20 protein-coding genes are annotated in these 19,947 nt (G+C 71.8%); 6 read left to right on the top strand and 14 right to left on the bottom strand.

Translation table 11 applies throughout. The features are described from left to right. Positions 1–70: 70 nt before the first annotated feature. From EDD29_RS17740 to EDD29_RS17710, 7 genes are read right to left on the bottom strand one after another with little or no spacing between them, the layout of a single operon-like run. The gene (locus EDD29_RS17740) at positions 71–1,054 is read right to left on the bottom strand and encodes an amidohydrolase family protein (RefSeq protein WP_123665473.1); all 984 of its coding nucleotides are present in this window, start codon (positions 1,052–1,054) and stop codon (positions 71–73) included. Between the two features lie 7 nt (positions 1,055–1,061). Continuing rightward, positions 1,062–1,586, bottom strand: coding sequence for a 3-hydroxyanthranilate 3,4-dioxygenase (locus EDD29_RS17735; RefSeq protein ID WP_123665472.1), 525 nt, complete (start codon positions 1,584–1,586; stop codon positions 1,062–1,064). Then, complete coding sequence (locus tag EDD29_RS17730) at positions 1,583–2,020, bottom strand: RidA family protein (protein WP_246052830.1); 438 nt, start codon at positions 2,018–2,020, stop codon at positions 1,583–1,585. Before EDD29_RS17730 ends, EDD29_RS17735 begins: the two co-directional genes overlap by 4 nt. Next, positions 2,017–2,808, bottom strand: coding sequence for a 2-keto-4-pentenoate hydratase (locus EDD29_RS17725; protein ID WP_123665471.1), 792 nt, complete (start codon positions 2,806–2,808; stop codon positions 2,017–2,019). Before EDD29_RS17725 ends, EDD29_RS17730 begins: the two co-directional genes overlap by 4 nt. A 26-nt stretch (positions 2,809–2,834) precedes the next feature. Further along, complete coding sequence (locus tag EDD29_RS17720; RefSeq protein ID WP_123665470.1) at positions 2,835–4,292, bottom strand: 2-hydroxymuconic semialdehyde dehydrogenase; 1,458 nt, start codon at positions 4,290–4,292, stop codon at positions 2,835–2,837. Between the two features lie 35 nt (positions 4,293–4,327). Then, complete coding sequence (locus EDD29_RS17715) at positions 4,328–5,968, bottom strand: thiamine pyrophosphate-binding protein (protein WP_123665469.1); 1,641 nt, start codon at positions 5,966–5,968, stop codon at positions 4,328–4,330. A gap of 47 nt (positions 5,969–6,015) precedes the next feature. Next, positions 6,016–6,822 carry a cyclase family protein gene (locus tag EDD29_RS17710; protein WP_123665468.1) on the bottom strand — a complete coding sequence of 269 codons (807 nt, stop codon included), beginning with the start codon at positions 6,820–6,822 and terminating at the stop codon, positions 6,016–6,018. 114 nt (positions 6,823–6,936) lie between these two features. On the opposite strand from EDD29_RS17710, the gene EDD29_RS17705 reads away from it, so the two are divergent. Then, complete coding sequence (locus EDD29_RS17705; RefSeq protein ID WP_123665467.1) at positions 6,937–7,989, top strand: LysR substrate-binding domain-containing protein; 1,053 nt, start codon at positions 6,937–6,939, stop codon at positions 7,987–7,989. Positions 7,990–8,020: 31 nt separating this feature from the next. Here EDD29_RS17705 and EDD29_RS17700 read toward each other — a convergent pair whose 3' ends face one another. Genes EDD29_RS17700 through EDD29_RS17690 form a run of 3 tightly spaced genes read right to left on the bottom strand, consistent with a single transcriptional unit; the run spans position 8,021 to position 11,133 of the window. Continuing rightward, on the bottom strand, positions 8,021–8,500 hold the full coding sequence (locus tag EDD29_RS17700; protein WP_123665466.1) for a flavin reductase family protein: 480 nt from the start codon (positions 8,498–8,500) through the stop codon (positions 8,021–8,023). After that, the gene (locus tag EDD29_RS17695) at positions 8,497–9,612 is read right to left on the bottom strand and encodes an LLM class flavin-dependent oxidoreductase (RefSeq protein WP_123665465.1); all 1,116 of its coding nucleotides are present in this window, start codon (positions 9,610–9,612) and stop codon (positions 8,497–8,499) included. The genes EDD29_RS17700 and EDD29_RS17695 overlap by 4 nt, the downstream gene beginning before the upstream one ends. 51 nt (positions 9,613–9,663) lie before the next feature. Then, positions 9,664–11,133 carry a purine-cytosine permease family protein gene (locus EDD29_RS17690; protein ID WP_123665464.1) on the bottom strand — a complete coding sequence of 490 codons (1,470 nt, stop codon included), beginning with the start codon at positions 11,131–11,133 and terminating at the stop codon, positions 9,664–9,666. A gap of 305 nt (positions 11,134–11,438) precedes the next feature. Between EDD29_RS17690 and EDD29_RS17685 the strand changes: the two genes are divergently transcribed. Together EDD29_RS17685 and EDD29_RS17680 are read left to right on the top strand one after the other, a co-directional pair. Then, positions 11,439–11,846 (top strand): YciI family protein, encoded by a 408-nt coding sequence (locus EDD29_RS17685; RefSeq protein WP_123665463.1) that lies wholly within the window; start codon positions 11,439–11,441, stop codon positions 11,844–11,846. A gap of 6 nt (positions 11,847–11,852) precedes the next feature. Beyond that, a complete protein-coding gene (locus tag EDD29_RS17680) occupies positions 11,853–13,094 on the top strand; it encodes an RNA polymerase sigma factor (RefSeq protein ID WP_211360296.1) in 1,242 nt (413 codons plus the stop codon). Positions 13,095–13,187: 93 nt separating this feature from the next. On the opposite strand, the gene EDD29_RS17675 is transcribed toward EDD29_RS17680, so the two are convergent. Then, the gene (locus tag EDD29_RS17675; protein ID WP_123665461.1) at positions 13,188–15,089 is read right to left on the bottom strand and encodes a hypothetical protein; all 1,902 of its coding nucleotides are present in this window, start codon (positions 15,087–15,089) and stop codon (positions 13,188–13,190) included. Positions 15,090–15,458: 369 nt separating this feature from the next. Then, on the bottom strand, positions 15,459–16,406 hold the full coding sequence (locus EDD29_RS17670) for an AraC family transcriptional regulator (RefSeq protein WP_123665460.1): 948 nt from the start codon (positions 16,404–16,406) through the stop codon (positions 15,459–15,461). 109 nt (positions 16,407–16,515) lie between these two features. On the opposite strand from EDD29_RS17670, the gene EDD29_RS17665 reads away from it, so the two are divergent. Next, entirely contained in the window at positions 16,516–16,926 is a 411-nt protein-coding gene (locus EDD29_RS17665; protein WP_123665459.1) for a Dabb family protein, read from the top strand. Positions 16,927–17,085: 159 nt separating this feature from the next. Beyond that, complete coding sequence (locus EDD29_RS17660; RefSeq protein ID WP_123665458.1) at positions 17,086–17,703, top strand: VOC family protein; 618 nt, start codon at positions 17,086–17,088, stop codon at positions 17,701–17,703. Between the two features lie 30 nt (positions 17,704–17,733). On the opposite strand, the gene EDD29_RS17655 is transcribed toward EDD29_RS17660, so the two are convergent. After that, the gene (locus EDD29_RS17655; protein WP_170201450.1) at positions 17,734–18,309 is read right to left on the bottom strand and encodes a TetR/AcrR family transcriptional regulator; all 576 of its coding nucleotides are present in this window, start codon (positions 18,307–18,309) and stop codon (positions 17,734–17,736) included. A 253-nt stretch (positions 18,310–18,562) separates the two neighbouring features. Here EDD29_RS17655 and EDD29_RS17650 point away from each other — a divergent pair, with 253 nt between their 5' ends. Continuing rightward, positions 18,563–19,294: a GDSL-type esterase/lipase family protein gene (locus EDD29_RS17650; RefSeq protein WP_170201449.1), complete on the top strand. Its 732-nt coding sequence runs from the start codon at positions 18,563–18,565 to the stop codon at positions 19,292–19,294. Positions 19,295–19,321: 27 nt separating this feature from the next. Here the strand turns inward: EDD29_RS17650 and EDD29_RS17645 are convergent, their stop codons facing one another. Continuing rightward, complete coding sequence (locus EDD29_RS17645; RefSeq protein WP_123665455.1) at positions 19,322–19,822, bottom strand: hypothetical protein; 501 nt, start codon at positions 19,820–19,822, stop codon at positions 19,322–19,324. Between the last annotated feature and the right edge of the window lie 125 nt (positions 19,823–19,947).

Below are 19,947 nucleotides of genomic sequence, written 5' to 3'. Positions count from 1 at the left end.
CGCCACCCCGCGTACGCCACGCGACCGGCGGCCGGAGGCCACCGGTCGCGTGGCGGTCCGGGTCCGCCGGTCAGGGGCGGGCCAGGAAGCGTTCGGCGTTGGTGCGGAGGATCTGGGTGCGTTGGGGGTCGGTGAGGAAGGACGCGTCGCGGACCACGCGGCCCACGGGGCGTTCGCCCAAGGGGTAGGGGTAGTCGCCGCCTACCATCACCTGCGCCGGGCCGAGGGTGTCGACGAGGAGGCGGAGGGACGGTTCGGTGAAGACGACGGAGTCGACGGAGAAGCGGTCGGTGTAATGGGACGGTGGATGGATCGAGGTGCCGATGACGTCGTAGCGTTCGCGCCAGGCGTTGTCCATGCGGCCCAGCCAGAAGGCGAACGAGCCGCCGCCGTGCGCGAAGCAGATCCGGAGCCTGGGGTCGACGTCGTCGAAGACGCCGCCGAGGACCAGGGACAGGATCGACAGATGGGTCTCGGCGGGCATGCCGGTGAGCCACTGGGCCATCCAGCGGTCGAGGCGCGGGGCGGACGGCATGTCCCACGGGTGCACGAAGACCGGGACGTCGAGGGCGGCGCAGTGCTGGAGGAAGGTGCGGATTCCGGCGTCGTCGAGGTCCCGGTCACCGACGTGGTTGCCGATCTCGACGCCGGCGTGGCCGTCGGCGATCGCCCGTTCGAGTTCGGCGCAGGCCGCGTCGGTGTCCTGGAGCGGCACCTGGCAGAACGGAATCAACCGGTCCGACGCGTCGGTGATCTCCAACGCGAGTTCGTTGAAGATCCGGGAGACCTTGGCCGCGTCCGCGGGGTCATCGCCGTACGAGAAGAACACCGGGGTGGGCGACACCACCTGGACCGCCACGTCGTCGGCGTCCATGTCGGCGAGCCGGACCTCGGGATCCCACGCCTCGGCGGTGATCCGGCGGAACTCCTTCGAGCCCACCATGATCATCGCCTCGCGCTCACTGCGGACCTCCAGGCGCGGGGCCTCATCTCCGGGAAGCGCGGGCCAGCCCCTCGGCACGTAGTGGGAATGGACGTCGATGCTGCTCGTCACGTCCGCCTCAGCCCTTCCCGGGGTGCAGCGCGCCGCAGTCGCGGCAGGTCCGGGCCTCGGTGGAGCCGTAGAACAGCTCGAAGACCGGCGGCAGATCGGCGACGATGTCCTGCACCTGGAGCTCGACCTCGTGCACCTGCGCGTCGCAGTCGAGGCAGAACCAGACGAACTTCTCCAGGGTGCCCGTCTCACGGATCCGCTCGATCACGATGCCGATCGAGCCGGGCTCCGGACGCTGCGGCGAGTGGTGCACACCGCGCGGCAGCATCCACATCTCGCCCTCCCGGACGTCGACGCGGCGCGGCCCGTCGTCGGTCATCAGGTTGATGTGCATGTCGCCCTTGACCTGGTAGAACCACTCCTCGTACGGGTCGAGGTGGTAGTCCGTGCGCTGGTTCGGGCCGCCGACGACCTGCACGATGAAGTCGCCGGCGGGCTCCCACATCTGCTGGTTGTTGACCGGCGGCTTGAGCTGGTCGGCGTGCTCGGCGACCCACTTCTCGAAGTTGAAGACAGGGGGGATCTCGGTCATGACTGCTCCTGGTCGGTGGTGGGGCCGGGCTTCGGCCGGACGGCGACGGCCTGGATCTCGATGAGCAGCAGCGGGTGCGGCAGCTGGTGGACGGCGACGGTCGTCCGGGTCGGGCCGGACTCGTCGAAGTACTCGGCGTAGACCTCGTTGTAGCCGCCGAAGTCGTTCATGTTCACCAGGTAGGCGGTGAGCTGCGCGAGGTCGTCGAGTCCGGCGCCGACGGAGGCGAGGATCGCCCGGATGTTCTCGATCACCGCGCGGGTCTGCGCCCGGATGTCGAGGTCGGTGACGCCCATCGCGTCGACGGACGCGCCGGCGAAGCCGTTGTCCGGCCGTCTGCTGCTGGTCCCCGAGACGAAGATCAGATCGCCGACGACCTTGACGTGCGGGAACCTCCCGCGCGGGACGGCCATCCCGGCGACGACGCCGCTCACGGCGTCCGCCCGTCGACCACGGTGATCGCGACCTCGCCGAGCGTGGCCACCGCGACCCGAACCGTTCCGAGCGGCAGGGGCGCGGCCGCCGTGGCGGCACCGGCGAGGACGAGCTCACCCTCGTGGATCGTGAAGCCGTGCGCCGCGCCGATGGCGGCGAGACGGCGGAGCGCGTCGAGCGGATCGCCGAGGATCGCCTGGGTGCTCCCGCGCGTGGTGGGCGCGTCCGTCAGCTCCATGGAGACGGCGAGGTCGCCGATCCCGGCGCGGTCCAGCGCCGACCAGGGGCCGATCGCGTACGCCGCCGCCGAAGTGTTGTCGGCGACCACGCGCGGCAGGTCGAAACTGAACCCGTCGTAGCGGGAGTCGATCACCTCGAGCGCGGGCGCGACCGCGTCGACCGCCGCGAGCAGCGCCTCGGGCCCGTCCGCGAGGTCGACGTCCCTGGCGACCCGGAAGCAGATCTCCGGCTCGACCCGCGGGTGGATGAGGCCCGCGACGTCCAGCGTGCCGCCGTCGGGGACCGCCATCGCGTCGGTGAGCCGCCCCGCGATGATCTCGGAGACGCCCATCTGCGCCATCTTGGCCAGGCTGGTGAAGCCCAGCTTGAGCCCGCTCTGCCGCTCGCCGCGGGCGAGCCTGCGGCCCACGAGATCCGCCTGCGCGGCGTACGCCTGCGCGAGGTCGAGGTCCGGCCAGGTGCCGTCGTCGATGATCGGGCGTGCGGTCTCGACGGCCTCGTGCAACCGGTCCGCGGCCGCCTTCACCGCCTCGTCGTTGCTGGTCACGGTGTGCTCTTCCTTCGGTAGGGCCCTCATCCGAGGGCCACGCAGACGTTGGTCTGCTCGGTGTAGAACTCCAGGGAGTGCCGGCCGCCCTCGCGCCCGATCCCGGACAGTCCGGCGCCGCCGAACGGCGACCGCAGCTCGCGCAGGAACCAGGTGTTCACCCAGGAGATGCCCACGTTCATGCGGGCCGCGACCCGGTGGCCGCGCGCGAGGTCCGTGGTCCAGACGGAGGCGGCGAGGCCGTAGTCCGAATCGTTGGCCAGCCGGATCGCCTCGGCCTCGGTGTCGAACGGGATGAGCGCCGCGACCGGGCCGAAGATCTCCTCCCGCACGACGCGGCTGCGGTTGGTCAGGCCCGTCCAGAGCGTCGGCTCGATCCAGCTCCCGCCCGCGAGCGGCTCGGGCATCACGGGGACGCCGCCGCCGGTGAGGACCTTGGCGCCTTCCGCTTTCGCGAGTTCCAGGTAGGACAGTACCTTCTGCCGGTGCGCCTGGGAGATCAGCGGGCCGGTCGTCGTGGCGGGGTCCGCGGGCGCGCCGAGCCTGAGCCCTTCGGCGGCCTCGGTCAGCCGGGCGGCGACCTCGTCGAAGATCGGCCGTTCGAGGTACACGCGCTCGGTGCACAGACAGACCTGGCCGGTGTTGGCGAAGATCGACTGAGTGAGCCCGGCGACCGCCGCGTCGAGGTCGGCGTCGGCGAAGACCAGCGCCGCGTTCTTGCCGCCGAGTTCGAAGGAGACGGGCTTCACCCGGGGCGCGACGGTCGCCATGATCCGCGCGCCGGTCGCCGACGAGCCCGTGAACGTCACGCCGTCGACATCGTCGTGCTCGGTGAGGAACTGGCCCGCCGACCCGTTGCCGAACCCGTGGACGAGGTTGAACACGCCGGGCGGGACGCCGCACGCGGCCATGACCTCGGCGAGCACGGTCGCCGACCCGGGCGTCTCTTCCGACGGCTTGACCACCACGGTGTTGCCCAGCGCGAGGGCCGGGGCGAGCTTCCAGGTGAGCAGCAGCAGCGGAAGGTTCCACGGGACGATCGCCGCGACGACGCCGAGCGGCCTGCGGACGACGTAGTTCAGCGCCCGCTGTGCCTCGCCGTACTCGGTGAGGAAGGACTCGACCCCCTCGGCGGCGACCACGTCGGCGAAGACCCGGAAGTTCGCCGCGGCGCGGGCGATGTCCAGTTCGCGGGCGCGCCGCTCCGGTTTGCCGGTGTCGCGGACCTCCGCGTCGAGCAGGTCTTCGGCGCGGCGGTCGATCTCGTCGGCGATCCGGCGCATCAGCTCGCAGCGCCGCCTGACCGTCAGGGCGGCCCAGGGGCCGGTGAGCGCGCGGCGGGCGGCGGTCACGGCCCGGTCGACGAGCCCGGCGTCGGCCTCGTGGACCCGGGCGACGACGGTGCCGTCCACCGGGTCGACGTCCGGGAAGGTGCGGACGCCGGCGACGAACTCGCCGTCCACGTAGTTGCGGTATTCACGCATGTCGAATGACTCCCTCGGGTCCGGTGTCTCGCGGTTCAGTGCCCGAAGGCTTCCTGGAGCCACCAGGCCCCCTCGTCCGAGACGATCTTCGCGTCGATGACCAGCGGCCGCTTCGGCCCGGCCGACAGCCAGTCCTTGACGGGCGCGAGGTCCGCGAGCGATCTGACCGACAGCGCGTCGCACCCGTATCCGCGTGCGATCGCGGCGAGGTCGGAGTCGGGGAAGCGCACATTGGCCATGCCGGGCGCGGCCGCGCCGAAGTGGTGCACCTCGGCCCCGTACTGCGCGTCGTTGTAGACGATGACGAGCATCGGCAGCCCCAGCCGGACGACGGTCTCCAGTTCGGAGATGCCCATCAGGAACCCGCCGTCGCCGCACGCGGCCACCGGGAGCCGTCCGGGCTGCGCGAGCGCCGCGCCGACCGCCGTGGCCAGGCCGAGGCCGACGGACTGGAAGGCCTGGGTGAAGCAGAAGCCGTATTCGTCGGGCACGTCGAGGTACATCGAGGCGTAGCCGAGGAAGTTGCCCGAGTCGACCGAGACGACCCGTTCGGCGGGCAGCAGGTCGTTGAGCGCGGAGCTGAGCGTCCGCGGGTCGATGCGGTCGCCGGTCGAGGCGTCGGTGTAGGCCACCTGGGTCCAGCGCAGGCCCTCGGCGATGCGTCGCCGCAGCTCCGGCGAGCGGTAGCCGGACCGCGCGGTGTCGTCGAGGTCGCGCAGCGCGCCCAGCGCGGCGGCCGCGGTCTCGGTGGCGCCGCCCAGGACGCCGAGGTCGATCTCGCGGACGCGGCCGAGCGCGGCCGGGTCGGTGTCGACCTGGATCACCGTGGCGTCGTCGGCGATCAGCCTGCCGTGCCGCATGGTCCACATGTTCAGGGCGCAGCCGAAGCCGACGACCAGGTCGGCGCCGGAGACGAGTTCGGCGGTCAACGGCGAGGAGAAGCCGCCGGACACGTCGATGCTCCACGGGTGGTCGTTGAACATCCCGCGCGAGACCGCGGACGTCGCGACGAGGGCCCCGACCTGGTCGGCCAGCGCCCCGATCGCGGCGCGGGCGCCGTCGGTGCGGCCGCCGCGGCCGACCACGAAGACCGGACGGCTCGCCTGCTGGAGGGCGAGCACGAAGTCGGCGAGCGCCTGAGGCGCGGGGGCAGGGTTCCCCGGTGCCGGGAAGGTCCGGGGCTTGAGGCAGTCGAGCGCCATGTCCTGCACGTCGATGGGCACGTTCACGACCACGGTCCTGCGCTGGTCGCGGCAGATCGAGTAGGCGCGGGCGATGTCCTCCAGCGCGGTCCGCGGGGTCCGCACCCGCAGGGTGACCGCGCCGACGGCCACGGCCATGGCGGCCTGGTCGATGAAGAAGTTCGAGGTGGGCGCGGTCGCCTCGGCGGTCAGCACGAGCAGCGGGGTCCGGCTCTTTGCGGCCTCGGTGATCCCGGTCATCGCGTTCGTGTAGCCGCAGCCCTGGTGCAGGGACAGGACGGCGACCTCGTCGGACATCCGCGCGTAGGCGTCGGCCATGGTCGCCGCGCCGCCCTCGTGCCGGGCGGCGACGAACCGGGCGCCGCGCTCCACCATGGCCTGGGTGAAGTGGAAGTTGCCGCTGCCGACGACGCCGAAGACGGCGCGGACACCGAGGTCCACCAGGTGGTCACCGATGGCTTCGTGAACAAGCATCTCAGGAGGTTCCTCACTAAAGGGGCGGAGCAGGGGGTGGGACGGTGTCAGCCGCGGGCGACCAGCGCGAGCGCGCGGACCGGGCTGCCGGAGCCGTGCACGATCTTCAACGGCGCGCCTACCAGCACCGCGCCGGTCACGGGCAGCCGGTCGAGGTTGCGCAGCTGGGTGAGGCCGTACTTGGCGGCGCCCAGGAGGTGGTGGTGGGCCGGGAACGGCGGCTCGAAGGCGAACGCCAGGCCCGCGTCGATGCCGATGGTCTCCACGCCCACGCCGAGCACCGGGGTCTCCTCGGCGATCCAGCGCGCGCACTCGGCGGACATGCCCGGCGTGTGCGGGCCGGTCTCGTCCGCGTTGAGGAACGCCGCCTGGTCGTCGCCGCGGCTCGACCAGCCGCTCCGGACGAGCAGCCAGCCGCGCGGGAGCCCCCCGTGCTCGCGCTCCCAGGCGCGGAGGTCGGCGACCTGCAGAACGAAGTCCGGGTCTTCGGCGACCCGCGCGGTGACGTCGATGACGACCGCGGGCGCGACGAGCCGGTCGACGGGGACCGAGGCGACGTCGCCGTGGTCGATCCCGGTGATCCAGTGGCAGGGGGCGTCGAAGTGGGTCCCGACGTGCTCGCCGGTGTGCAGGCCGTTCTGGTAGGAGATGTCGCCGCCCGCCGCGTCGTACCTGGCGAGTTCCTCCAGGGCGAACGGCGGGATCGGGGCCATGCCCGGCGGCAGCGGCAGCACCGGGGTGGCGGCGCTCAGCGGCGCCGTGAGGTCGACGACCTCGACGGAGCCGTCCAGCAGCGCGGCGCCGAGCGCGCCGAGAATCCCGGGGGCGGTCGCGGCGGTGTATGGGCTGGTCATGGGTTCATCGTGGCCGTGATCAAGCGCGGTGAATAATGCCTATCCGAGTCTGGATATGCTTCCCAGGACATAGTCAGACGCCAGGGTATTCAGGTGAAGCGCGCGGGAGGGCGGATGGATCCGGAACGGCTCCTCGACGGGCGGCTCAAGCTCCGCCATCTCACCCTGGTCACCACGATCGCCCGCGAGGGCACGCTGCTGCGCACGGCCCAGGTCCTGCACGTCACCCAGCCGGTGGTCACCCGGAGCCTGCGCGAGGTCGAGGCGGCGCTGGGCGTCGAGCTGTTCACCCGCGGCCCGCGCGGCGTCCGGCCCACCCCGGCCGGGGAGATCCTCATCGCGCACGCCCACCGCGTGCTGGGCAACATCAGGACCGCGGGCGTCCGGATCAGCGAACTCCAGCGGGTAGGGCTAGAACCCGTCCGGGTGGGCACCAACCTCGCCGGGGCCTACGCGCTCATCCCCAACGCGCTCATCGAGCTCAAGCGGGAGCACCCCACCGTCGCGGTCACCGTGATCGAGGCGGGCAACGAGGAGCTGACGGCCCTGCTGGGCCGCAGCGACGTCGATCTGCTCGTCGGCCGGTTGCAGCCCCGCACCGATCCGGCCGCCGAGCCGCTGCGCCGGCTGCGCCTGTACGACGAGCCGGTCCGCCTCGTCGTCCGGCAGGGCCACCCCGCCGTCGACGCGCAGGAACGCGGCCTGAAGAACCTGCTCGCCTACCCGTGGATCCTGCCGAACGCGCCGAGCCTCCTGCGCGCCGAGATCGACGACCTCTTCCGCGCCGAAGACCTCCCGCTGCCTTCGGACGTCATCGAGTGCTCCACCATCCTCACCGTCCAGGCCATCCTCCGCGCCACCGACGCCATCGCGCCCCTCCCCGTCCTCATCGGCCGCAACACCCCGGGCCTGACGGTCCTCGACACCGACCTGGACACCGTTCCCCGGGCCATCGGCATCACCACGCTCGCCGGCCCGGTGACGGGCTCCCCGGCGAAGCCGGGCTCTCCAGGATCCCTTCACCGGGCCCATGGGTACGACCCGGAGCAGCCCGCCAGCGTCCAGCTCTTCATCCGCAAGCTCATCACCGCGGCCCGTGCCCTGGAGAAGGAGATCGCGGACGCCTCCCGGCCGGGCCAGAGACGGCAACGGCGCGAGGCGGAGTGACCCGCCGCGCGCCGTGGCCGCGATCTTCGAACTAACCGGGGAACGGGGCGGACATCCGGCTGCGGTGGAACACCAGCGGGGGGCCGCCCGCGGCGGCGGCGGTGATCACCTCGCCGATCACGACGGTGTGGGAGTGCACGTCGTGGCGGTGCAGGACCGCGCATTCGAGGTGGGCGACGCCGCCGGTGAGCAGGGGGGTGCCGGAGGGCGAGCGGGTCCAGTCGAGGTCGCGGAACTTGTCGTCGTCGCGGGTCGCGAAGAGCGCGGCGACGTCCTGCTGGCCTGCCGCGAGGATGTTGACGCCGAAGCGACCGGCACGGGCGACCACCTCGTGGGTGGTGCTCGCCCGGTTCAGGCAGATCAGCAACGTCGCCGGATCCGCCGACACGGTCGTCAGGGAGTTCAGGGTCATCCCGTGCGGCCCGGTGTCCGGGTCTTCGGCGGTCACCACGCACACGCCCGTCGCGAAGTGCCCGGCGACCTCGCGGAACAGCTGCGGAGCCACCCTCACGAGGCCGCCTCGGCCACCGGCCTGCGGATCCCCATCTCCGCCAGCCGCGGCAGGACCGTCTTGGCGAAGTAGGGGAGTTCGTCGGCGTAGTCGAAGAACGCCATGGTGATCCCGGCGAGGCCCGCGTCGGCGAGGCCCTTGATCTGCAGGGCGATCTGGTCGGGCGTGCCGATGAGCGGGACCGAGCCGTGGCCGCCCGCGAACCGCTTGCGGTACATCTGGAGCATCTCCGGCGTGAACGACTGGGAGTGCGCGCCCATGAGGTACATCAGGTTGTCCACCGCGTCCCAGTCGGCGTTCTCGTCTCCGTACCACGCGTAGAACTCACGGGCCTCCTTCTGGGTCTCGCGCACGACGACGTGGCTGATCGTGATGACGCCGAGGTCGCGGCCGTAATCCTTACGGGCGAGTTCGTGCATGTCCGTGGTGATCCGCGCCGCGTCCTCGGGGCCGTCGACGATGGTGAATCCGAAGTCGGCGTTGCGGGCGGCGAACCCCCGGCCCTGCGGCGAGGATCCGGCGTTGATGATCGGCAGCAGGCCGTCGACGGGCTTGGGCATGCCTTCGGCGCCCTTGAGGTGGTAGAAGCGGCCCTCGTGGTCCCAGGAGCCCTCGGTGGTCCACGTCTTCTTGATGATGTCGTACCACTCCTGGGCCTGCTCGTACCGGTCGTCGTGCCCGGTCGGCAGGTCGGAGCCCATCGCGTCGTACTCCGGCTTGTTCCACCCGGCCACGATGTTCAGCCCTGCCCGGCCGTCGCTGATGTGGTCCAGCGTCACCATCTGCTTGGCCGTCACCAGCGGGTGGTTGAAGGCCGAGTGCACGGTGGAGATCACCGAGATCCGCTCGGTCGCCGACAGAAGCCCGGCCGCCCACGGGATCGGCTCCAGGACCGACTCGTGGAAGTTCGTCGCGCCCTTGTAGCCGATGAACCTGGCGATCGGGAGGAGGAAGTCGATGCCCACCTCGTCGGCGACCTTGGCCATGCGCAGGTTGTCCTGCCAGCTGCCCGACCACCGGCTCGGCGCCTTCGTGATCGCCATCCCGCTGGAGCAGTTGGCGGCGAAAAGGCCGAGCTTGAAGCCGGTGTCCTGGAAGAGCGGTCGGGTCATCGTGCTGCCTTTCATGTGTGTCTGATTATGGGTTATCTCAGGGGGAAGGTGCTATTCCTCCTCGTGCAGTGCCGTCGCGGTGGAGGCGAAGCCACCGAACGACCCCTCGGGAAGCACGCGCCGCAGCAGGGGGTAGCCGATAGCGGTCAGCACCAGGGCCACGGCGAAGCCGAGGCCGGTGACGTCGGCCTCCACCAGGGCGTAGGCGATCCCGGAGGCGGCGAGGAGCGTGACGATGCCCGCCCAGTTGAAGTTCTCGACCCGCTCCGTGCTCGCGGCGACCTGCTTGCGGACGACGAAGAAGTCGACGATCACCAGCGTGCACAGCGAGGTGGTCAGGATGCCGAGCGCGCCCAGCCAGCCGTTGATGAAGCCGAGGATGTCGCCCCAGACGGCGAGCAGGCCGATGACGTTGCCGATCACCACCCACCAGAAGCGCCCGATGGCCCGGCCGGTGGTCGCGTCGAAGAAGTTCGAGAGCGCGAGCGAGCCGGAGTAGGTGTTGATGACCTGGGCCTTGGCCTGCGCGGCGTACATGACGATGAAGCCGATGGCCCCGCCGAGCACGATGAAGTAGGCGCCCGCGTCGCTCGTGGTCATGAAGGCGATCTTCTCGGCGGTGCTCGCGCCGGGGATGGTGCCCGCGGCGCCGGCGTTCGCGGGGTCCTCGAGGAAGGTCGCCACGACGGAGTTCCCGGCCTGGAAGATGATCGTGCCGATCGCCACGACGAAGAAGTTGACGACGATCGAGCCGCCGATCGCCATGATGCCGACGTCCCGGGAGCCGCGCGCGTAGCGGCCGAAGTCCGCCCCGGTGAGGGAGAGCGCCCCGGCGATGCCCGCGATGGCGCTCAGCCCGGTGAGGACGTCACCCGAGCCGAGGTTCTCCGGCGTGTAGAGCCAGATGTCGGAGATCGAGAGGTCCGACTTCGCCAGCGCCATCCCGGTCACGACGATCACCAGCACGATGGACACGACGGTGAGCACCGCGGAGGTCCGCTGGACGAGTTTGAGGCCGAAGGTCGTCAGCAGGACCCAGGCCAAGGTAAGCAGCCCGTAGATGACGACGGCGTTCGTCGTCGTGGGGGCCCACCCGAACATGAACAGCGTGCCGTAGTAGAGGAGCGCGTTCTCCAGGGCCAGGAAGCCGAGGACCATGAACGCGAAGATCAGCGAAGCGAGGAACGAGCCGCGCGCGCCGAGCCCGTAGAACCGGCTGGTCACGGTCGAGGACGTGCCCGCGACCTGGCAGACCCGGCCGATCGCCCAGCCGAGCAGCGAGCCGAAGACGGCGGCCACCAGGCCCATCGCGAGTCCCCATCGGGTGCCCGCGACATAGGTGACGCCGCCGCCGATGGCCAGGATGACGAGGGTGGTGCCGACCCCCGTGGTGTTGAAGACGAGGCTCCAGCCGCTCACCCGCTGGTCGTCGGGCACAGGCTGGAGTGCGTGGTCCTCGATCACGGCCCGCAGGCCGTCACCTGCCTGGGGTGTCGGCCGGTCGGAGCGAGTGTCGGTCATGGGGGGCCTCCGGAAACTTGTCGCGGCGCGACCGCCGCCCGCGTTTTGTGAATCGTGCCACCGTAGAATTGCCCCGAATAATGCTTATAGCGCTCCCGCTATGCCCGATAGGGCATAGTGTCGCGATCGCGGAGCCGAGCCCGTCCGGTGGCCGGAGGCGCGATCGCCCCGGCGACGGAGGAGATCCGGAGTGTCGGCGAAGTCCTCCGGAAAAAAGCGCGATGGGATGTCGAGAACCCGCGCGCGGCTCCGTCCCCGGTGTGGAAGGCGGCCGGAAGGGGCCGCGCCTCACGAAGGAGAACACGATGGCCAAGTACCTGCTGCTGAAGCACTACCGCGGGGCGCCGGAGCCGACCAACTGCGTGCCGATGGACCGGTGGACGCCCGAGGAGGTCGCCGACCACATCCGGTTCATGCACGACTTCGCGGCCCGGCTCGAGGGCACCGGCGAGTTCGTCGACGCCCAGGCGCTCTCCCCGGAGGGCACGTTCGTCCGCTACGACGGGGAGGGGCGGCCGCCGGTCACCGACGGCCCGTTCGCCGAGACCAAGGACCTGATCGCGGGCTGGATGGTGATCGACGTCGACGACTACGCGAGGGCGCTGGAGCTCGCCGGTGAGCTGTCCGCGGCGCCGGGCGCGGGCGGGAAGCCGATCCACGAATGGCTCGAGGTGCGCCCGTTCCTGACCGCTCCCCCGGCCGTCACGGACTGACGCATGGTGGACGAGGCCCTGCTGAGGGCCCTCACCCCCATCGTGATCGGGATCCTCTGCCGCCGCGGCGCCGACTTCGCGGCGGCGGAGGACGCCGTCCAGGACGCCCTGGTCGAGGCGGTCCGGGTGTGGCCGGACGACCCGCCGCGCGATCCCCAGGGCTGGCTCGTCACGGTGGGCTGGCGCAAGTTCCTCGACGCCGCCCGCGCGGACGCCGCACGACGGCACCGCGAGGAACGCGTCGAGTCCGAGCCCGCGCCCGGACCTGCCGAGACCGCGGACGACACGCTCCGGCTGTACTTCCTGTGCGCGCACCCGTCGCTGACTCCGGCCTCGGCCGTCGCGCTCACCCTGCGCGCGGTCGGCGGCCTGACCACGCGCCAGATCGCGCGCGCCTACCTCGTGCCGGAGGCGACCATGGCCCAGCGCATCAGCCGCGCCAAACGGACCCTCTCCGGCGAAGCCGGGCTCCCAAAGAGCCCGACACCGCGCCCATCAACACGGACCGGTGACGGGCTCCCCGGCGAAGCCGGGCTCCCAAAGAGCCCGACACCGCGCCCATCAACACGGACCGGTGACGTCGGCACGGTGTTGCGCGTGCTCTATCTGGTCTTCAACGAGGGCTACTCCGGCGACGTCGACCTGTCCGCCGAGGCGATCCGCCTCACCCGTCAGCTCGCCGCGATGACCGACCACCCGGAGGTCGCGGGCCTCCTCGCGCTCATGCTGCTGCACCACGCCCGCCGCCCCGCGCGGACCGCCCCCGACGGCAGGCTCGTGCCCCTCGCCGAGCAGGACCGCGGCCTCTGGGACACCCGCATGATCGCCGAGGGCATCGGCATCCTGCAGGCCGCCCTCGCCCGCGACCGGCTGGGCGAGTTCCAGGCCCAGGCCGCCATCGCCGCCCTCCACGCCGACGCGCAGCGGCCCGAGGAGACCGACTGGCCCCAGATCGTCGAGTGGTACGACGAACTCGTCGGCCTCACCGGGAGCCCGGTCGCGCGGCTCAACCGCGCCGTGGCGGTGGGCGAGGCCGACGGTCCCCAGGCCGGTCTGGCCGCTCTCGCGGACCTGGACCCATCCCTCCCCCGGCACACCGCGGCCTCCGCGTACCTCCATGAACGCGCCGGCGACCCGGCCACCGCCGCGCGCCTCTACGTCCTCGCCGCCCGAGCCGCCCCCAACCTCCCCGAACGCGACCACCTCACCCGTCAGGCCGCGCGCCTCAACACCGGCCGGCGCGGGTGAACGTCGAGGGGCGCGGATCACCGTGCCGACGTGGCGTGTCCCGGAAGCCCGTGGCCTGCTTCCGGGAACCGCTCTCGCGGGAGCGGGAGGGGCTCAGGGAGCGGCCGGGTCGTAGTCGGCGATCTTCGGGCGGCCGTCCTCCAGCCAGCGGCAGAGGCGCCAGTCGAGTTCCCAGAGGCGTTCGCGGTCGGTGCAGAAGAGCGCGTAGACCTCGGCGAACCACTCCTGGACGTTGGTTCCAGCGTAATGGGTCAGGCGAGGCAGGCCGATCCGGTCCGCGTAGGTCGCGAAACGGACGAGTGCCGCGGCGGTTCCGGACGACAGCAGGTCGTGCAGGAGCCGGTGCCGCCGGACGAAGACCTTGGTGTACTTCTCGAAGATCCGCTGGGGCGCGTCGAGGAGGGCGTCCGCGTCCTGGGCCGCCTTGAGCACCGCGGCGCACTTCGCCTCGTTCTGGTAGAAGCCGCCGTAGGCCTGCACCGCGGCGGCGTACCCGGTTCTGTCTCCCTCCTCGAGGGCGCGGTCGGCGGTCATGGCGGGGCCGTACGCCTGGGCGAACGGGCCGAGGAGCGCGTCCAAGGCGTTGTAGGCCTCGGCCCTCGCCGTGGTCTGCCGGACGTACGGCAGCACCGGGGCCAGGGCGTCCTGGTACCCGCGCAGACCCACGGTCAGGCGGGCGATCGAGGCCCGATTCTCGGCGTCGAAGCAGAGGGAGACCGCGTGCCCCGCCTCGTGCGCGACCGTGAACTCCCCGACGTGCGCGGGATCTCCAGGAGCCCCGGCGCAGGTCAGGTCGACGTCGGTGAAGACGGCGTTCGAGCAGTGGATGTGCGGGGGCGGCGGGAGGGCGGGGAACCCTGTGTCGATGTCGTGCTCGGTGACGTGCAGGCACGCCGCGTGCACCGAACCGGGCGCGGTGGAGGGCCGCTCGGCGTGCCGGACGAGCGCGACGCCGCGCAGCGCCGCCCGGTCCGCCACCGGCAGCCGGACCAGCGCGGACGCGACGAACCCGACGTGGTCCTCGGTCCACGGCAGGCCGCCCTTCTCGGGCATCCCGGAAAGGCCGAGCGCCGTGACGAGTCCCTGCTTCGCCGCCGCGACACCCGAGCCGGGCGTCACCCAGGCCGGTGGCCGGATCCCGGTCTCGCCCAGCCGGTCCGCCCGCATCAGCGGACGGTCGCCGGGCTCCACGGTGATCTCGTAGCGGACCCGGCCGCCCGGCACGATCACCTCGACCGGCCGGACGAGGTGCCGCCGCACGAGCTCCGCGCGGTCGTCCGCGGAGTTGATCGAGCCGGCGAACACGGTCATCGCGACGAGCACGCTGACCCGTTCGGAGGCGGGCAGGAAGGACGGGTCGCAGCCGAAGCCGAGCCGGTCCAGGGCGTCCAGGGCGGATCGCTCGCTCGGCAGCGGCGACGGCAGAGCGTAGGGCTTCTGCGTGTAGGTGTACAGCTCGAACGGAGTGCCTGACCGCCCGCCGAGCAGCCGGTGCACCGCGCGCCGCCGCAGCACCGTGACCGGCTCGTTCTGCCGCACGTCGGCGGAGGTGAGGACGCGGTGCCGCGCCTTGCCGCCCGGCCCGGACACCGGGACGACGCAGGCCCGGCGGATCCCGGCGAGGATCCGCCGCCGCGTGCCCGCGGGCGCCTTCCCCTCGATCGCGGGCCAATCGGCGACGACGGCCTTCAAGTAGGCGGCCAGCACCGACAGCCAGTCTCTCCCCACCCCGTCCGCGTCCGCCTGTGCCAGATCCACACCGGCGAGCGCGGCCGACGTGACCGGACAGCTCTCGACGAACGCGGCAAGGAACTCCGCGTACTTGTCCGGATCGGGCGCCTCCCGGTGCGCCTCCACCGCAGGTTTCAGGATCTGTGCCATCCGCAGCACCGCCGCCGTCCGCTCGACGGGCGGCGGAGTCCCCGCGACGAGCGGCGCCCGCAGCGCCTCCAGGGAGTTGAGCGCTTCGACAAGCGGCGAGGATGCGGCTCTCACAGAGATTCCTCCACACGTCCGGGGTACCGCCCGACGATAAGCCGCCCCGTCACCCCGGAACCAGAAATCCGTCCGGCCGCGCTGTCCGCGCCGTCCGCCCTCACCGGTCCGAAACACCTGGTCAGCGGGCATGACCGCCCTGACGGCCGCGGGTCAGGACCACCCCGCGCGCCTCGACCCGCTCGGACGGATCCGGCATGCTTCCCGGTGGCCGCCCGCGCCGCCGTTCAGTCGGGTCGGCCGCCGTGAGCAAGCCGGTCGCAGTCACTCGACTCGACCCGGCCGCGCTGGCGGTCCTACGACCGCGCGGCCGTCGCCGGCCCCGCCGCCTTCCTCCTTCCCCACCGCGCGCACCGCCTCCCGCTCCGGTCACCTGACCGCGCTGGAGTCCCTTCTCGTCCCGTCGATCGTGGCGCGGCGGTAGCGGCCGGGGGCGGTGGTGAAGGTGCGTTTGAAGGCGTTGGCGAAGGCGTATTCGGAGGTGTAGCCGACGTGTGCGGCGATGGCGGCGAGGGGGGCGTCGGACTCGCGGAGCAGCCGGGCGGCCGTGGTCAGGCGCCACCAGGTCAGGTAGGCCAAGGGCGGGCGGCCGGCCAGGGCGGTGAAGCGGCGGGCGAAGGCGGCGCGTGAAAGGCCTGCCCGGGTCGCCATCTCCGCGACGGTCCACGGGTGTGCCGGGTCGGCGTGGACGGCGTTGAGGGCGGCGCCGACCGCGGGGTCGGCCAGCGCGGCGGCCCAGCCGCTGGTCTCCCGGCAGACGGGCTGCTCTGCCAGCCAGGTGCGCAGGATGTAGACGAGCAGCGTGTCCAGCAGTGACGGCACGACCGCGTCGGAGCCCGGGCCGGGGTCGCGCAGTTCCGCGCCGAGCAGGTCGACCGCGGCGTGCAGGCAGGATCGGTGCCCCGGACGGGCCGGGAGCCGCACGATGCCGGGCAGGTCGTCCAGCAGGGGGTGGCCGCGGTCGGCGGCGAGCTCGTAGGAACCGCACAGCAGGACGGCGCTCGGCGACCGCGTCGCGGCCGGACGTTCCGGGACGCTCTCCCCTTCGCCGACGAGCGGGAGATCGGCGAACGCCGTGGGGGCGTCCGCCATGCCGTACTCGCCGCCGTGGGGCAGCAGCAGCGCGTCGCCGGGGCCCAGCGCAATCGGGTCGCCCTCCCGCGGGATCAGCCAGCACGATCCGGCCAGCACGATCTCGAATCCGGCGGTGCCCGGCCCGTGGCGGAACCGCTCGCCCCACGGCGCGTGCCTCTCCACCCGGGCCGAGGAGGGCGCGCCGGTGCGCATGACGGTGATGACATCGCTCAGCACGTCCACGCGGCGAGGCTAGCGGAAGACGATCGCTTATGAAATCAAGATTCCGTGGCATTGGTCGTCCCGTCTCTGGGCCCTACGGTCACAGGCACACCCGATGAAGGAGAGCCGAATGATCGTGATCACGCAGCGTTTCAGCTTCAAGGCGGACACCACCCCGGCGCGGAGGGAGGCGGTCCTCGCCGCGATGCGGCGGACCTCGGCCGTGGAGTCGACGTCCTTCGCGTTCGTCGGGCCGGAACTGGGCCTCCCGGCCGACGGCCTCACCCACGGATACTGCGTCGCGATCCCGGATCTCGCCGCGCTGGAGCGCTACATGCACGACCCGGTCCACCTGGCGGGCGACCCCGAGATCCTGCCGTACCTGGCCCGCCTCACCCACACCCGGTTCGCCGACGACGCCGACCCGGACCTCGACGACGAGATCGTCGCCCTGCACCGGAAGAAGCTGGCGATGTACCCGGAGTGGGAGGACCTCCTCAACGCGATCCCGAGCGGCGCCCCCGAACCGCACCGAACCTGACCCGGTGATTCCCCGACCGGGGCGATTGACTTTCTGAGGTCCGGGGTGGATATGGGACGTCCGAGGGGTACAGGTCGGGGGTAATGCCGACTTTTCGGTCCCTTCCTCCTCGGGGGTGGGGGCGGGTCGGCGTCGGGGGCGAACGTGGAGGCACGGGTCATGGACATGAAGCTCGAAGTCGTCGTCGTACCGGTCTCGGACGTGGGACGGGCCAAGGACTTCTACACGGGACTGGGGTGGCGCCTGGACGCCGATTTCGAGGCGGGGCCGGACTTCCGGGTCGTGCAGGTGACCCCGCCCGGGTCTCCGGCGTCGGTCATCTTCGGCACGTCGGTCACCGACCAGGCGCCGGGCTCGGCCCGGGGCCTGCAACTGATCGTCGACGACATCGCGGCGGCCCGCACCGAGCTGCGCGCGAAGGGCGCCGACCCGAGCGAGGTCTTCCACGACGCCGGAGGGGTCTTCCACCACGCGGGCACCGACGCCCGCGTCCCCGGACCCGCCCCGGACCGCGGCAGCTACGGCTCGTTCCTGTCCTTCGAGGACCCCGATGGCAACGGCTGGATCCTCCAGGAGGTCACCGCCCGGCGCCCCGGCCGGCTCGACCCCTCCGTCACCGCGTTCTCCTCCACGGACGACCTGGCGAGCGCGCTGCGCCGCGCCGCCGCCGCGCACGGCGAGCACGAGGCCCGCACGGGTGAGGAGGACGCGAACTGGCCGGACTGGTACGCCGCCTACATGGTGAGCGAACAGGCCGGCACCGAGCCCCCGAAGTGAGGGACGCGCGGGAGGCCGCCGCGCGGAGGGTCAGACGGCGCGGGTGACCAGATCGTGCAGCCGCGCCCGGACCAGGGCGACGGTGGGGCGGTGGTCGGCGTGGCGGCGGCGGCCCGTCTCGTCCGGGTAGCCGCTGTGGATGAAGCCGCTGACGGTCCAGACGATGATCCAGCTGAGGAAGTGGCGGTCCAGGGTGCCGGGGAGCCCCGGCCAGGGGCGTTCGGCCAGGTAGGTGAGCAAGGGCGGCGGGTAGTCCTGTTCGAGGGGAGGGAGGTCGGAGGCGTCCTTGAGCCCGCGCTGCCACCACATGGCGGCGAACTCCGGATGGTCGATCACGAAGTCGAAGAAGGCGTCGACGAGACCGTGCAGCCCCGCGATGCCGCCGTCGCCCTCCCGATAGGCCGCCTCCAGGCTTTCCGACTCCATCTCGTACAGGCCTCGCAGCACCGCAAGGTAAAGCTCGTCCTTCCCCGACTTCAACAGCACCGAATCCTCCGCGCCGGCGCCCGCCGCGCCCCGGACCATCTCCAGTGTCGTCGCGTCGTATCCCAACCGCCCGAACAACCTGGCCGCCATGGCCAGGACCCTTTCATCGACCTCGCCCATCGGCGTGACCAAAGCACCACCCCCGTGCGCTCCTTCCCTTATATGCGGCGCCGAGCCGCGCCTCCACCCTCCGATGGAAAAGACGCGGCGCAAAAAGCACAGGCCGGGCGGCCACGTCTACGCGCCCGGCCACGACAGGGTGCGGGACCTGCTGATCCCGTACCTCTCCTGCGGGTTCGGGCGGACTCACCTCTTCGGGCATGTCGCGGGGTGGAACCATCCGTTTACTTTGGGTGGCGAATGGAGGTGGTCCATGATCAGGATCATGATCGTCGGGGACTCGATCAGTCACGGGAGCAGTGGGGACTGGACCTGGCGCTATCGGCTGTGGAAGCACCTGAGGGTGCACGGGGTGGAGCTCGATCTGGTCGGGCCGCGGGACGATCTCGACGCCATCACGACGGCCGCGCCCGGTGACGGGGACGGCGCCTACGCCGACCCGGACTTCGACCCCGACCATGACGCGCAGTGGGGGCGGCCGTTCCTCGCCGAGAAGGACGAGATCGAGTCCAAGGTCCGGGTGCACCGGCCGGATCTGCTGCTGGTGCTGCTCGGCATCAACGACCTGTTCTGGCACGGGCTGCCGGCCGAGGAGAACGAGGCGAACGTCAGGTCCTTCGTCGCGGCGGCGCGGCGGGGCGCTCCCGGGCTGCGGCTGGTGCTCGGCACGGTGCTCGACACCCAAAGGGCCCGCGACGACGTGGTCTTCAACGCCCGCGTGTCGGAGTTCAACCGTCGGCTGGTCCTGCTCGCCGACGACCTGTCCACGCCCGGGTCGCCCGTGGCGATCGCGCCGACCGCCACCGAGTTCGTCGCCTCCGCGCACACCTGGGACGGCACCCACCCCAACCCGCGCGGCGAGCTGCGCATCGCCGCGGCCTTCGCCGACCTCCTCGCGCTCCGCTTCGCCCTCGGCGGCCCCTACCCGCGCCCCTTCCCGAACGTCCCCGACCTCCCGCCGGAGACCAAACGCGTCATGACCTGACCGACCGCGGGCGTCGTCCGGCGCGGGTCACTCCTGGCCGGTGCCGTCGCAGCGGCTGCACGTCCGCTTGTCGCCGGTCTGGATGATCAGGATCTCGCCGCTGCCGCCGCAGGTGCCGCAGGACCCCGCGTCGATCGGCTTGACGGCCGGGCCGCCGGTCTCGCGGCCGGTGCTGTGGCAGCGGGTGCACGCCTTGAGCTGGCCCGACTTGATGTTCTCGATGACGCCCAGGCCGTCGCACGTGCGGCAGGCGTTCATGAGGCTGCTGGTCAGCTTGGGCACCACCCGGGAGACCCGGGCCTCCCGCTGCGTGGCCTGGGCGAGGGACTCGCCGGTCAGCGTGTTGCGGACGCTGAAATGCGTCAGGTCGGATCCGTCGTGGGTGGGGACCTTGCGGAAGATCGCGTCGACGAACCTGACGGTTCGTTCGACGGTCTCGAACCGGTCGACCCCGTTGTACCCGGTGCTCCAGGCCCAGGAGACCTCCCAAGGGCCTTCACCGTCGATCTCGGGCGGCTGAGCAGTCACCACAATTCCCCCCTTCCCTACGCCACCTACGCAGCGCATCGTATGCAGGTTTCCCCGAATGCCACAGCCGAATGGTCGTCGGGTCACCTTCCGCCGGAACGAACCGCCGCTGCCTGGGCGGGCCG

The sequence above is a fragment of the Actinocorallia herbida genome (assembly GCF_003751225.1).
GTDB classification, from domain to species: Bacteria; Actinomycetota; Actinomycetes; order Streptosporangiales; family Streptosporangiaceae; genus Actinocorallia; species Actinocorallia herbida.
Note: the sequence above shows the minus strand (reverse complement) of the source record. Positions and strands in the feature narration are given on the sequence as shown.